Here is a 13632-nt window from a genome sequence, read left to right as displayed (position 1 = left end):
GCTGGCACGAATCACGTTCTGATTCCGGTTCAGGCTTCACTGGCAAGCGCCCCGGAACACTACTGGTGCAGGTGGTTAACCCTTCATTAGAGAATTACGCGGCATCTTCCGGATAGGGAGAACCCGCAATGTTTTCAAGCCGCGACGCCTTCGAGAACGATTTCTGTCCGGTCCGGGACGAGCTGCTCGGCGAGATGTACCGTGCCAATCCGCACGGGCTGTCGTTGCTGGTGGAAAGCGTTTCATCCGACGTCCGCGCCATGCTGGCACTGTTCTGCTACCGCCGCAGCCACCTCCACGCGTTGGCCATCGCCATCGCCGCGAGCTGCACCGAACGCGAGCTGATCCATTTCGGCGGCCGGGTCGGCTCCACGCTCTACGCGTTGTCGCGCGAACCCGCCGCGCGTTCCGCCTCATCGTCATCGCACGGCGGCCGCAAGCCGATCACCCTTTCGACCAAACCGCTCTCGACCTTCAAGCCGATCGAGGATGAGATCGACGACGAAGATTTTGCCGAAGCGGTGACGGCGTAGGCTCTATCAGTCGTCCCCGCGAACGCGGGGACCCATACGCCGCGGCCGTGGTTATTGGGCACGCGGGTCGACGGCCTTCTTCAACAACGCAACCCTGTGGTTGTGGGTCCCTGCGTTCGCAGGAACGACGTCCAACACCGGCAATCCGTGCCGCTTTCGCGCCATCGCGCATTCCACGTCACCGGGCATGCAGGTGCGGCACACCTCGGGCCGCACCGCGTAGACCAGGCACGACGTCGTCTCGCCGACCTTGCCTGACAGCGCCGAACAGCGATCGCCCTCGCAGCGCATTCCCGACAACCGTTCGTTGACGAATTGTTCCGGGATCAGGTCGAGCGCGGCATCGTCCTCGGTGGTGAAACGCGGCCAGTTCTGCGAGTAGCTGCAGCAGGCGCCGCAGGCTTGGCAGGGGTTTTGGTTGTCGGCGGCGATTCCTTGCATGTTTCAGCGTTTAGCCCGGAATGACGGCCGCGACCAGCGACCGGCCTCAGGTATCTTTCGGCGCTTCCCAGACCAGGCTGCGCCGCCATTTCGCCCGCAGGATATCGCGTCGTTCCGGATATTTTTCGTCGTGATAGACCGCGTCGACGACGCGGTCGGTGCGGAAGCTGCGAAAATCCTTCCGCAGTTCGCACCACGCCGCCAGTATCCGCACCGCCTCGTGATAGCCGACCGCGATCGGCCAGATCGTGCGCTGGCTGTCGCGGCCATGCTCGTCGCGATAGTTCAGCGTGATCTTCTTGCCGTCGTGGATCTGCGCCCGTGTCCGCACCATGTCGATGCGGTCCGGCTCCCGGTTCCATGCCCGCCGGGCGCGGCTTGCCGGCTCCAGCACGAATGGCCGCAAGCGCTCCGGCACCGTCTCGGCGACTTTCGCCATCAGGTCCTGGGCTGCGCGCGCCAATGCGGGATCGGCGTGGCCGACCACCCATTGCGCGCCGAGCACGCAGGCCTCGATCTCATCTGGCGTCAGCATCAAGGGCGGCAGGTCGAAGCCTTTTTCCAGGATGTAGCCGACGCCGGCTTCGCCGCGGATCGGCACGCGCTGTTCGATCAGGGTCGTTATATCGCGGTAGATGGTTCGCTTCGAAGTCTCCAGCTCCGCCGCGATCGCGTCCGCGGTCAAAGGCTTCCGGGTGCGCCGGAGCACCTGAATGATCTGAAACAGCCGGTCGGCCCGTCTCATGGCTCGTCTCTTTTCCTGATCGATGGCCCGCGATGCTGACAGCATGTTGGCAGCAGGGGTTTTGTATATCGGGACAACACCTCAATTAAAGGGAACTTGTCCATGACGATTTTCAGCGAATTCGGCTTCCGGCAAAGCCGCGGACCCCTCGTGAATACCCACCGATTTGCATTGGAACAGCTCGTTTCCATCCACTGCGTCACCACCGACCTGCGCTGGGCGATGGTTGAGCTGGCATGGCGGTCGCTCGTCGCCGTGTGCGCCCTGGCGCATGAGCAGCTTGCGTCGTGGGCGCGCAAGCCCCGTTCGCCGCGGCAGGAGGAAGGCGGCCGGCACTGCTGCTGCTGACACCATGGTGGCAGCAGGGGGGCGCTAGCCTCGGGCGCGTTTTTGAGATCGGGAGACCAGCATGATTACCCTTTTCGGCTTCGGTGCCGGCTTCGGCCTGCCGGAGATCAGCCCCTTTGTGACCAAGACCGAGGTCCAGCTCAAGATGGCCGGTCTTGCCTATCGCAAGGAGAAGGCCAAGCCGCCGGCTTCGCCCAAGGGGCAGTTGCCGTACATCGTCGACGAGGCCGAGACCATCGCCGATTCCACCTTCATTCGCGCGCATCTGGAAGCCAAATATGGTTTCGATTTCGATGCGCCGCTCAGCCTGCAGGCGCGGGCACAGGCCTGGGCGTTCGAGCGGATGATCGAGCATCATATCTATTGGGCGCTGGTCGGCGCGCGCTGGGTCGATGGCGACAATTTTGCCAAGGGCCCTGCGCATTTCTTCGATAGCGCGCCGGCGCACTTACGCGAGAAGATGCGCGAGGACGCCCAGTTCCGCGTCGCCGAGAACTACCTGCTCAGCGGCCTCGGCCGCCATGCGCCGGATGAAGACATCGATCTTGCCGCGCGCTCGTTGTTTGCTTTGTCGGTCCAGCTCGGCGACAAGCCGTTCCTGATGGGCGAAACACCCTGCGGCATGGACGCCACCGCGTTCGGCGCGCTCGCCGGAATCCTGACGCCGTTCTTCGAGTCGGCACTACGGCAGCGGACCGAGCAGTTCGCCAATCTCACGGCCTATGTCGACCGGATGATGCTGCTGTACTATCCGGAATTCGCCTGGGCGCCGGTGCAGCAGGCCGCCTGATTACGACGTTGCCGCTGCGGGCCGGCCCTGCAAAGCGGCCAGCTCGCTCTCAAGTTCGGCAATGCGGGCGTCGCGCACGGCCAATGCCTGTGCGACGTCGGCGGCGTCGAACTTCTGCGGGATGTGCTGCGGGCAGTTGGTGTCCCACGCCGCAATCTTGAACAGGATGACCTGCTCAGGCCGCGCTTTGTAGCCGTGCGGCATCAGCGATTTCGTGAGCGCCGGATCGTCCTCCACCACGCGCGCCTCGCCCCAGATCTTCACGCGCCGGCGATGCGCATAGTCCATCACGAAAATATGTGCCTTCGGGTTCTCCGATAGATTGCCTTGGCTGATGTACTGCCGGTTGCCGCTGTAATCGGCGAACGCAATGGTGTTGTTGTCGAGAATTTTGACAAAGCCCTTCGGCCCGCCGCGGTGCTGGATGTAAGGCTGGCCGTCGGCCGAAGCGGTCGCGAGATAGAAGCTCGTGGTTTCCGCCAGGAAGCTGGCGAGGTTTTCGTCGATCTCGACGCGCCAGCCGCCGCGCGCCTCGACGCTGGCATAGGCCTCGCGCGAGCCCTTGCGGGTCTGGATCGCCTTCACCGCCGGCGTGAAGGCGACATCGCTGGAATAGGTGTGAACGTCAGACATCTGAGCCTCCCGCGGAGCGCCTAAACGACCGTCCTTGGGCTTCAAGATGGACGTTCCCGTAACTTAAACAATCTTTGGAATTGACACTTCACTATTGCTGGATATGCAATAATAGGCATGGACCGGCTCGATGCCATGCAGGCCTTTGTTGCGGTGGCCGACCTGCGGGGCTTTGCCCCCGCGGCGCGCAAACTCGGGCTGTCTCCGTCTGGCGTGACGCGGCTGATTGCGGCGCTGGAGGATCGTCTCGGCGCACGGCTGCTGCAGCGGACGACGCGGCAGGTGACGCTGACCGACGCCGGCTCACGCTATCTGGAGCGGGCGCGGCGGATCCTTGCCGACGTCGAGGAGGCCGAGGGCGCCGTCGCGGGCGAGCGCACGCGCCCCGAGGGGCAGCTCGTCATCTCGGCGCCGGTCGGGTTCGGCCGGCTGCATGTCAGCGCAATCGTGACCGCCTACCTGAAGCGCTATCCCGAGGTCTCCGTCGATCTCCGTCTGTCCGACCGCATGATCAACCTCGTTGAGGACGGCGTCGATCTCGCTGTTAGAATCGGCCACCTGCCCGACTCGACGCTGGTGGCGCGCCATGTCGGCGAGATGCGGCGGATCGTGGTGGCTTCGCCCGGCTATCTCCGGGCGCGCGGCGAGCCGCAGCGGCCACGGGACATCTCCGCGCATGACACGATCCAGTTCGGCGCCATGACGGCGGCGCTCGACTGGCGTTTCGTCGAGGACGGCCGCGAAATACGTGTCGCCAGCACGCCGCGGTTCGCCACCAATAGCTCGGATGCCGCGATCCAGTATGCCGAGCAGGACGGCGGGCTGACGCGGGTGATGGCCTATCAGGCCGCCGAATCGCTGAAAGCGCGGCGCCTCAGAATCGTGCTCACGCCGTTCGAACAGCCCGCGATGCCGATCCACATCGTCTATCCGACCTCGCGGCTATTGTCGGCGAAGGTGCGTACCTTCGTCGATCTGGTGACTGAAATAGCCGACTGGCATTTCGGGTAGGTACCGTGCCCCGGACGCGGCGCTACACCGGCTCCTTCTTCGGCACCACGCGAAACGTCGCATTGGCCCGCGCGATCACGACCTCGTCGGCCTTGATCAGGCTCTGCGCGAAACAGATCGTCCTGCCAGTCTTGACTACCTCGCTCTCGACCGCGAGCCACTGCCCGACCTCCGCGGTGCCGACGAAATCGACCGCCAGCCCGATCGTCACCAGCGACGACACCCCGCCCATCACATGCGCGCAGCTATGGCCCATGGCATTATCGGCCAGCGCCGCAATCAGTCCGCCGTGAATCAGCCCCCGGCCGTTGGTGTGCGGTTTTGCCAGCCGCAGGCCGATGATGATGGCCTTGTCGGTCTTCTTCGAATACAGCGGCTCCCAGGGATCGGTAAGCGGGCTCTTGCGGGTGTGCGGCTCGAAGCCTTGGGGAATGTCGGATGCGGTCATTGGCGGCTCGCGGTGTGACGATGTTTTCAATCATTGAACGCAAGGCGCCAATCGAAGTCACCACCTACAAAGTTTTAAACGGGATTACGACGGGTGTTTGAAATGCACGGGGCTCTTCATTCGTCATTGCGAGCGGAGCGAAGCAATCCATCGTCCCGCATACGCGGGTGCATGGATTGCTTCGTCGCTTCGCTCCTCGCAATGACGGAGAAAATATTGCGCGCAAACGTCTAAAACGGCAGCCCGACATAATTCTCCGACAGCGACGCGGACGCCGCCTTCGAGTTGACGACGTAATCCAGCTCGGCGAGCTGAATCCGTGCGCCGAATTCGCCCTGGTCGGGGAATTTGTGCAGCATCGAGGTCATCCACCAGGAGAAGCGCACGGCCTTCCAGATGCGCGACAAGGCCTTCGCCGAATAGCCATCGATGCCGGCGGAGGATTTTTCCTCGTAATATTCGCGCAACGCCTGCGAGAGGTAATGCACATCGCTGGCGGCGAGGTTCAGGCCCTTGGCGCCGGTCGGCGGCACGATGTGGGAGGCGTCGCCGGCCAAAAACATCCGGCCGAACCGCATCGGCTCGGCGACGAAGCTGCGCAGCGGTGCAATGCTCTTTTCAATCGAGGGGCCGGTGACGAGTTCGTCGGCCGCCTTCTGGTCGATCCGGCGCTTCAGCTCGTCCCAGAAGCGCTCGTCCGGCCACTGGTCGATATGATCTTCGAGCGGACACTGCACGTAATAGCGGCTGCGCCGGGTCGAGCGCATGGTGCAGAGCGCAAAGCCGCGCGCATGGTTCGAGTAGATCAGCTCCGGGCTGACCGGCGGCGTCTCCGAGAGGATGCCGAGCCAGCCGAATGGATAGATCCGTTCAAAGGTCTGGATCGCGGACGGCTTTACGCTGGCGCGGCTGACGCCATGAAAGCCGTCGCAGCCGGCGATGAAGTCGCATTCGATCTCGTGGGTGACGCCATCCTTGACGTAGCTGACGCGCGGGCGGTCGGTCTCGAAATCGAGCGGTTTGACGTCGGCGGCCTGGTAGATGGTGGTGAGGCCAGCCGCCTTGCGCGCGTTCATCAGGTCGAGCGTCACCTCGGTCTGGCCGTAGATCATGACGGTCTTGCCGGTGGCGCCATGCAAGTCGATGCGGTGCCGCGCGCCGCCAAACGCCAATTCCAGACCGTGGTGGACCAGCCCCTCGCGATGGGCGCGCTCGCCGGCGCCGACCTCGTCGAGCAGCGCCACCGTGCCTTCCTCGAGCAGGCCGGCGCGGATGCGGCCGAGCACGTATTCGCCTGTCTGGCGCTCGAGAATGACGTTATCGATGCTGTAGCCGTGAAGTAGTTGCCCAAGCAACAATCCTGCCGGACCTGCACCTATGATTGCGACTTTTGTCCTCAATACCCGCTCCTCCCGGTATTATAGGTTTCAAGCCGGCGGTTGCCCCCAGGCTTGCAATGGTAGTTATCTTGCAATGGTAGTTATATCATATAACGGTTTTGGCAAAGGACATTGGCGCGAAGCAGTATGAGTGTACTTCGCGGCGGTGCACATGGCGACCAGGAGAAGAGGAGACGCCGCGGCTGAACGTTCGCCTTGAAAAGGCGGGCGGGTTAGATAACATGTTAATTAACGAGGTCGGGCGATCGAACAGCCCGCGTGCCAAGGGAGAGGATGCCGATGAGGAAAGCATTTCTGGCGATGCTGCTGGCCGCCAGCGTGACACCTGCGCTGGCGCAGGAAAAAACCTTCGAACTGAAACTGTCGCATTGGGTGCCGGCGTCGCATCCGCTGCAGAAGGCGCTGGAGGAATGGGGCGCGGCGGTCGAGAAGGAATCCGGCGGCACCATCAAATACAAGGTGTTCCCGGCGCAGCAGCTCGGCAAGGCATTCGATCATTACGACATGGCGCGCGACGGCATCGCCGATGTCACCTACATCAACCCGGGCTATCAGCCGGGGCGGTTTCCACTCATCGGCGCCGGTGAATTGCCCTTCCTGATGTCGGACGCCAAGGGCGGCTCGATGGCGCTCGACGCCTGGTATCGCAAATATGCCGAGAAGGAGATGAAGGACGTCAAGTTCTGCCTGGCCTTCATCCATTCGCCGTCGACCTTCCATTCCCGGACGAAGAAAATCGTCACGCCCGAGGACATCAAGGGCATGAAGATCCGGCCCGCCCACGCCACAATGGCGAATTTCGTCACCCAGCTCGGCGGCACCAACGTGCAGTCCTCGGCGCCTGAGGTGCGCGACATCATCGAACGCGGCGTCGCCGACTCTGTTACCTTCCCATGGGGGTCGGTGGTGCTGTTCGGCATCGACAAGGTGACGAAGTATCACATCGAAGCGCCGATCTACGTCACGACCTTTGCCTTCGTGATGAACAAGGACAAGTACAACCAGATGTCCGACAAACAAAAGAAGGCGGTCGACAACAATTGCAACACGGAAGCCGCCGGCCGCGTCGGCGAACCCTGGGGCAAGTACGAGGATGCCGGCGTCGAAAAGATCAAGGCGATGACCGGTCACGAGGTCTACAAGCTGACGCCGGAGCAGACCGCGCAATGGAAGAAGGCGGCCGAGCCGCTGGTCAAGACCTGGGGCGAGGGCGTCAAGAAGAATGGCGGCGATCCGGACGCGGCGCTGGCCGAACTCAAGGCCTCGCTCACCAAGTACAACGCGCTCGCGCAGTAGAAACGCAAGCGCTCTTGCCGGCGGCAGGAATTCTCCTGCCGCCGTTACTCCCGCCATTGCCAGCCGTTCGGAGCGGACATGAATCGCGCGTGGATGGATCGTTTCATCGATACGATCGAATGGATCGCGGCCGGCTTTGTCGGCATCGTTGCGCTCAACATCTTCATCGGCGTCCTGCTGCGCAACACCTTCAACTACGCGATCCCGGATTCGTTCGACATCGGGCGCATGCTGCTCGGCATCCTGATCTTCTGGGGCATCGCCGCGACCAGCTATCGCGGCGGCCACATCACGGTCGATCTGATCTGGGCCAATGTCGGCCCGAAATACCAGCGCATGATCGACGTGTTCGCGACGCTGGTGCTGCTGTTCGTCGTCACCGCGCAGACCTATACCCTGTTCGACAAGGTGCGCGGCACCTACAACGACAATGTCCTGACGTATGAAGTGCATATGCCAACCTGGCCGTTCTTCGCGATCGCGTGGGCCGGCGACGCCGCCGCTGTGCTCCTGATTGCGATCCGCACCTGGCGGCTGGTCTTCCATCCGGAAGACATCCATGACGCCAAGATCAAGACCGTGGAGTAGGACGGGATGAACACCGATACCGTCGCGGTTCTGGGATTTGTCGCGCTCTTCGTGCTGATGCTGCTGCGCGTGCCGGTCGGCATGGCGATGGGCCTCGTCGGCGTCTGTGGCTTCGGTTATCTGGTCGGCTTCACGCCGGCGCTCAAGATGGTCGGCCAGACCTCGATGCGCACGGTGACCGACTACACCTTCGGCGTGATTCCGATGTTCCTCTTGATGGGAGCATTCGTCAGCAATTCCGGCATGAGCCGCGAACTGTTCCGCGCCGCCAACGGCTTTGTCGGCCATCTGCGCGGCGGGCTTGGCATTGCTACCGTCGGGGCCTGCGGCGGTTTTGCCGCGATCTGCGGCTCGTCGGTGGCGACTGCCGCGACGTTCTCGGCCGTCGCCTATCCGGAAATGCGGCGCTATGGCTATCCGCAATCCTTTGCCACCGGCGTGATCGCGGCCGGCGGCACGTTGGGCGCCATGTTACCGCCATCGACGGTGCTCGCCGTCTACGGCATCATTACCGAACAGGATATCGGCAAGCTGTTCATCGCCGGCATCATCCCCGGCCTGCTCGCCATTGCCATGTACATGCTTACGATTTCGCTGATCGGCTGGTTCCGGCCGGACTTTCTGCCGGCGGGTCCGCGAACCAAATGGCGCGATCGCTTGGCCGGCCTGAAGAACATCTGGGCGCCGGTGCTGCTGTTCATCTTCGTGATCGGTGGGCTGTACGGCCTGCCATTTCTGCCGCGCTTTACGCCGACGGAGGCAGGCGGCGTCGGCGCCACCGGTGCGTTCCTGATTGGCATAGTGACGGGAAGGCTGGACAAGCAAAAGATCCTGGGCTCGTTACTGCAGGCGACCCGCACCGCAGCCGCGGTGTTCACGGTGCTCATTGGCGCGCTGATCTTCGGTTATTTCCTGACGGTGACGCAGACTCCGCAGAAGGTGACGGAACTGCTCACCGGCCTCGGGCTCGGTCCCTACGGCATCCTGGCGCTGATCATGGTGATGTATTTGGTGCTGGGCTGCCTGATGGATGCCATGGCCATGATCATCCTGACGGTGCCGATCATCTTTCCAGTGATCGTGCACCTCGGTTTTGATCCGATCTGGTTCGGCGTCATCATCGTGATGACGGTAGAACTTGGCCTCATCTCTCCGCCGATCGGCATGAATGTCTTTGTCATCAAGAGCGTCGTCAAGGACGTGTCGTTCTCCACGATCTTCCGTGGCGTGATGCCTTTCGTGGTGACGGACTTGATCCGGCTGGTGATCCTGATCGCATTTCCACTACTGGCACTGTGGCTGCCGCAGCGCATGGCCGGATAGAGCATGGGTGGCGCCGATGAGCCCGCAGCTTGAGACCAGATACGTCTTCACCATCACGGCCCGGATCGGCGAGGTGACTTCGGTCGGCGAGATCGGCACCGGCGTGCGCCGGATCATTCCGATCATCGGCGGCGAGGTGAAGGGGGAGAGGATCAACGGCAAGGTTCTTCCCTTCGGGGCGGACTTCCAGATCATCCGCCCGAACGAATTGATCGAGCTGGAAGCCAAATACGCCTTCGAGACCGACGACGGTGCGGTGGTCTATGTCGAGAACAAGGGCCTGCGCTTCGGTCCGGTCGAACTCCTGCAGAAGCTCAAGCGCGGCGAGCCGGTCGATCCAAAGCTGATCTATTTCCGCACCGTGCCGAAATTCGAGACGGGTGCAGAGAAATATCGCTGGCTGATGCAAAACCTCTTCATCGCCTCCGCCGCCCGCCACGCCGACCGCGTCGTCATCGACGTGCATCAGGTGCTGTGAGCGGGGTTGCTTACCCTCCCCCTCCAGGGGAGGGTAAGCAAACGCCATATTGACTCGCGCCAAAATCGTTATAAAACATAACTATTCTCGAGAGGAAACAATATAACCCCATGGGAAACGCTTCCACCGCCACCGCGGGTCAATCCGACCTGCTCAAGATCGAGCAGAAGGGCGCGGTGCTGACCGTGGGCCTCAACCGTCCGGCCAAGCGCAATGCACTGAACGACGGCATCATCCTCGCGATCCAGGATTGCTTCTCCAATCTCCCCGATGGCACAGGCGCGGTGGTCATCCATGGCGTCGGCGACCATTTTTCTTCCGGCCTTGACCTGTCCGAACTGACCGAGCACGACGCCACTGAGGGCCTGCGCCATTCGCAGATGTGGCACCGGGTGTTCGATCGCATCCAGTATAGCCGGGTCCCCGTAATCGCGGCGCTGAGGGGCGCGGTGATCGGCGGCGGGCTGGAGCTGGCCTGCGCCGCGCATATCCGCGTCGCCGAACCATCGGCCTATTTCGCGCTGCCCGAAGGCCAGCGCGGCATCTTCGTCGGCGGCGGCGGATCGGTGCGGCTGCCGCGGCTGATCGGGGTGGCGCGGATGATCGACATGATGCTCACGGGGCGGGTCTATTCGGCGACCGAAGGCTCGGCCTACGGCTTCTCGCAATACCTCACCGAGGCCGGCGGCGCACTGCCGAAGGCGCTGGAACTGGCGGAACGCGTGGCGGCGAACGCGCCGCTGACCAATTTTGCGGTGCTGCAGGCGCTGCCGATGATCGCGGAGGCCAACCCGCAAACTGGTCTGCTGATGGAATCCCTGATGGCAACCGTGGCGCAAAGCGACAAAGAGGCCAAGCGCCGCATTCGTGCGTTTCTCGACCACAAGACCGCAAAGGTGAAGCCGACCTGACATGAGCGCCAAGCCCAGCATGTCCGCCTCGACCGATTCAGCCGCGCGCGCCGGTCATCCGCTGCGCCCGATCTCGTTCGGCACGCCCGCGGTGCATGTCGAGCGCCGCGACGACGGCACCATCTATCTGCGCCCGAAAGCGCAGTTGCGGGACTATCCGGCGCGCATCACCGATCGGCTGCATCATTGGGCCGCAGCGGCGCCCGATCGGGTCTTCATGGCGGAGCGCAACGCGGCACGGGGCTGGCGGCAGATCACCTATGCGGAGCTGTTGACGTCGTCGCGGCATATCGCGTCTGCGCTGCTGGCGCGCGGCCTTTCGGCAGAAAGGCCAGTCGTCATCCTGTCCGGCAACTCGGTCGATCATGCGCTCATAGCGTTCGGCGCGCTCTATGCCGGCATTCCCTTCTGTCCGGTATCGCCGGCCTATTCGCTGGTATCGCGCGACTACGGCAAGCTCAGCTATCTGATGAAGCTGTTGACTCCCGGCCTCGTGTTCGTCGACGACGCGACGAAATTCGCCGATGCGCTCGCCGCCAATGTGTCGTTCGGGACCGAGATCGCCGCCTCGCGCGGTGCGGTGGTTCCCGGCCGCGATGTCACGACGCTTGCAGATCTGATGGCGACGCCACTGCATCCGCGGCTCGACGCGGCGCACGAGGCGATCGGCCCGGACACGATCGCAAAGTTCCTGCTGACGTCGGGCTCGACCGGCAACCCGAAGGCCGTGATCAACACGCAACGCATGATCTGCGCCAATCAGGTGATGCTGCGCGAGACGCTGGCGTTCCTGAAGGACGAGCCGCCGGTCATCGTCGATTGGCTGCCGTGGAATCACACCTTCGGCGGCAATCACAACATCGGGCTGACGCTCTATAATGGCGGCTCGATGTATCTCGACGAGGGCAAGCCGATGCCCGGCGGCATCGAGGAGACCGTGCGCAATCTCCGGGAGATTTCGCCGACGGTCTATTTCAACGTGCCCAAGGGCTATGAATCGCTGTTGCCCTATCTGCGCGACGATGCGGCCTTGCGCAAAAAGTTCTTTGCGCGGCTGCATGCGATGTTCTTTTCGGGCGCGGCGCTGTCGGCCTTCGTCTGGAACAGCCTCGACGAATTGTCGGTCCAGGAAACCGGCTATCGCGTGCCGATGCTGACCGGGCTTGGTGCCACCGAGACTGCGCCGTTCTTCATGTCGGTCAATCCGGTGACCAGCCGCTCCGGCCATGTTGGGCTGCCGGTTTTGGGCAATGATGCGAAACTCGTGCCCAATAATGGCAAGCTGGAGGTTCGCGCCAAGGGGCCGAACGTGATGCCCGGCTATTGGCGTCAGCCTGATATCACGGCGAAGTCCTTCGATGAGGAAGGCTTCTACAAGATGGGCGATGCGCTCAAGCCGGCCGTTGCAGATGATTTCGACGCCGGCTTCGATTTCGACGGCCGCATCGGTGAGGACTTCAAGCTTGCCAGCGGCACCTGGGTCAGCGTCGGCCCGTTACGGGCGCGCTTCGTCGCGGGCTGCGCGCCGCTGGTGCGAGACGTCGTCATTACCGGCATTAACCGCGACGAAATATCGGCGCTGGTGGTGCTCGACCTCGACGGGTGCCGCCTGATCAATCCGACGCTTCCGCAAGACGACCTCGCTGCTGCGGCGTCCGATCCGCTGATCGTCGCGGCCTTCCGCGAACGCTTTGAGAAGCTCGTCGCGGGCGCAACGGGTTCATCGACCAGGATCACGCGCGCGGTGCTGCTCGATACGCCGCTGTCGATCGATCGCGGCGAGGTCACCGACAAGGGTTCGATCAACCAGCGCGCGGTTCTGGAGAACCGCAGTGCGCTGATCGAGGAGATCTATTCGCCCGCGCCACCAGCGCAGGTGATCGCGCTGTAACCGAATTCGTGCAAAGCTTGTCAGGGAGAGCACCATGCAGTTGAAGGACCAGGCCGCCATCGTCACCGGCGGCGCATCGGGATTGGGCGCGGCGACCGCGCGCCGCCTCGCGGCGCAGGGCGCCAAGGTCGCAGTCTGCGATCTCAACGCCAGCCTGGCAGAGGCCGTCGCGGCCGAGATCGGCGGCGTCGCCGTGATCTGCGACGTTTCCGATGCCGCCTCCGCGGAAGCCGCGATCGCGAAGGCGGCGGCTGCCCATGGTCCGGCGCGCGTGCTGGTGAACTGCGCCGGCATCGGCGTCGCCAAGCGCGTGATCGGCAAGGACGGCCCGATGGCGCTCGGCGATTTCGACAAGGTGATCAAGGTCAATCTGATCGGCTCGTTCAACATGCTGCGGTTGGCAACCGCTCCGATGTCGAAGCTCGAGCCGCTTGCGACCGGCGAGCGCGGCGTGGTGATCTCGACCGCCTCGGTCGCGGCCTATGACGGCCAGATCGGTCAGTCGGCCTATTCGGCTTCCAAGGGCGGCATCGTCGCCATGACGCTGCCGATCGCGCGCGAACTGGCGCAGTTCGGGATTCGCGTGCTGACGATCGCGCCGGGCCTGTTCCTCACGCCGCTGCTGGCCAACCTGCCGCAGGAAGCTCAGGACTCGCTTGCCGCCTCGATCCCGTTCCCGCGCCGCCTCGGCCAAGCCGACGAGTTTGCCTCGCTCGCGCTGCACATGATCGACAACCCCTATTTGAACGGCGAAGTGGTGCGGCTCGATGCCGCGCTTCGCATGGCGCCGCGCTAG

16 protein-coding genes are annotated in these 13632 nt (G+C 63.3%); 11 read left to right on the top strand and 5 right to left on the bottom strand.

Annotation, left to right across the window (positions count from 1 at the left end):
- Positions 1-128 precede the first annotated feature (128 nt).
- Complete coding sequence (locus V1273_RS31560; RefSeq protein ID WP_065747542.1) at positions 129-533, top strand: hypothetical protein; 405 nt, start codon at positions 129-131, stop codon at positions 531-533.
- 51 nt (positions 534-584) lie between these two features.
- On the opposite strand, the gene V1273_RS31555 is transcribed toward V1273_RS31560, so the two are convergent.
- Positions 585-974, bottom strand: a complete 390-nt coding sequence (locus V1273_RS31555) for a YkgJ family cysteine cluster protein (protein ID WP_334411875.1) — start codon at positions 972-974, stop codon at positions 585-587.
- A 46-nt stretch (positions 975-1020) separates the two neighbouring features.
- Positions 1021-1719 carry a helix-turn-helix transcriptional regulator gene (locus V1273_RS31550; protein WP_028351726.1) on the bottom strand — a complete coding sequence of 233 codons (699 nt, stop codon included), beginning with the start codon at positions 1717-1719 and terminating at the stop codon, positions 1021-1023.
- 102 nt (positions 1720-1821) lie between these two features.
- Here V1273_RS31550 and V1273_RS31545 point away from each other — a divergent pair, with 102 nt between their 5' ends.
- Together V1273_RS31545 and V1273_RS31540 are read left to right on the top strand one after the other, a co-directional pair.
- Complete coding sequence (locus V1273_RS31545) at positions 1822-2067, top strand: hypothetical protein (RefSeq protein WP_334365268.1); 246 nt, start codon at positions 1822-1824, stop codon at positions 2065-2067.
- Between the two features lie 61 nt (positions 2068-2128).
- Positions 2129-2857 carry a glutathione S-transferase family protein gene (locus V1273_RS31540; protein ID WP_334365267.1) on the top strand — a complete coding sequence of 243 codons (729 nt, stop codon included), beginning with the start codon at positions 2129-2131 and terminating at the stop codon, positions 2855-2857.
- On the opposite strand, the gene V1273_RS31535 is transcribed toward V1273_RS31540, so the two are convergent.
- Positions 2858-3490 (bottom strand): pyridoxamine 5'-phosphate oxidase family protein, encoded by a 633-nt coding sequence (locus tag V1273_RS31535; protein ID WP_334411874.1) that lies wholly within the window; start codon positions 3488-3490, stop codon positions 2858-2860.
- A gap of 117 nt (positions 3491-3607) precedes the next feature.
- On the opposite strand from V1273_RS31535, the gene V1273_RS31530 reads away from it, so the two are divergent.
- Positions 3608-4501 carry a LysR family transcriptional regulator gene (locus V1273_RS31530; protein ID WP_334365265.1) on the top strand — a complete coding sequence of 298 codons (894 nt, stop codon included), beginning with the start codon at positions 3608-3610 and terminating at the stop codon, positions 4499-4501.
- 22 nt (positions 4502-4523) lie between these two features.
- On the opposite strand, the gene V1273_RS31525 is transcribed toward V1273_RS31530, so the two are convergent.
- Complete coding sequence (locus V1273_RS31525) at positions 4524-4949, bottom strand: PaaI family thioesterase (protein ID WP_334411873.1); 426 nt, start codon at positions 4947-4949, stop codon at positions 4524-4526.
- A 230-nt stretch (positions 4950-5179) separates the two neighbouring features.
- Entirely contained in the window at positions 5180-6349 is a 1170-nt protein-coding gene (pobA, locus tag V1273_RS31520) for a 4-hydroxybenzoate 3-monooxygenase (RefSeq protein WP_334411872.1), read from the bottom strand.
- Positions 6350-6628: 279 nt separating this feature from the next.
- On the opposite strand from pobA, the gene V1273_RS31515 reads away from it, so the two are divergent.
- From V1273_RS31515 to V1273_RS31485, 7 genes are all read left to right on the top strand, one after another.
- On the top strand, positions 6629-7645 hold the full coding sequence (locus V1273_RS31515) for a TRAP transporter substrate-binding protein (protein WP_334365261.1): 1017 nt from the start codon (positions 6629-6631) through the stop codon (positions 7643-7645).
- Between the two features lie 78 nt (positions 7646-7723).
- Entirely contained in the window at positions 7724-8233 is a 510-nt protein-coding gene (locus V1273_RS31510) for a TRAP transporter small permease (protein WP_334380044.1), read from the top strand.
- Positions 8234-8239: 6 nt separating this feature from the next.
- Positions 8240-9556 carry a TRAP transporter large permease gene (locus V1273_RS31505; protein ID WP_334380045.1) on the top strand — a complete coding sequence of 439 codons (1317 nt, stop codon included), beginning with the start codon at positions 8240-8242 and terminating at the stop codon, positions 9554-9556.
- 16 nt (positions 9557-9572) lie between these two features.
- Positions 9573-10034: a DUF3237 domain-containing protein gene (locus V1273_RS31500; protein WP_334411871.1), complete on the top strand. Its 462-nt coding sequence runs from the start codon at positions 9573-9575 to the stop codon at positions 10032-10034.
- Positions 10035-10144: 110 nt separating this feature from the next.
- The gene (locus V1273_RS31495) at positions 10145-10945 is read left to right on the top strand and encodes a crotonase/enoyl-CoA hydratase family protein (protein ID WP_334365256.1); all 801 of its coding nucleotides are present in this window, start codon (positions 10145-10147) and stop codon (positions 10943-10945) included.
- Between the two features lies 1 nt (position 10946).
- Complete coding sequence (locus tag V1273_RS31490) at positions 10947-12836, top strand: feruloyl-CoA synthase (protein ID WP_334411870.1); 1890 nt, start codon at positions 10947-10949, stop codon at positions 12834-12836.
- Between the two features lie 34 nt (positions 12837-12870).
- The gene (locus V1273_RS31485; RefSeq protein WP_213248619.1) at positions 12871-13632 is read left to right on the top strand and encodes an SDR family NAD(P)-dependent oxidoreductase; all 762 of its coding nucleotides are present in this window, start codon (positions 12871-12873) and stop codon (positions 13630-13632) included.

This window comes from Bradyrhizobium sp. AZCC 1721 (assembly GCF_036924715.1).
Classification (GTDB): Bacteria; Pseudomonadota; Alphaproteobacteria; order Rhizobiales; family Xanthobacteraceae; genus Bradyrhizobium.
Note: the sequence above shows the minus strand (reverse complement) of the source record. Positions and strands in the feature narration are given on the sequence as shown.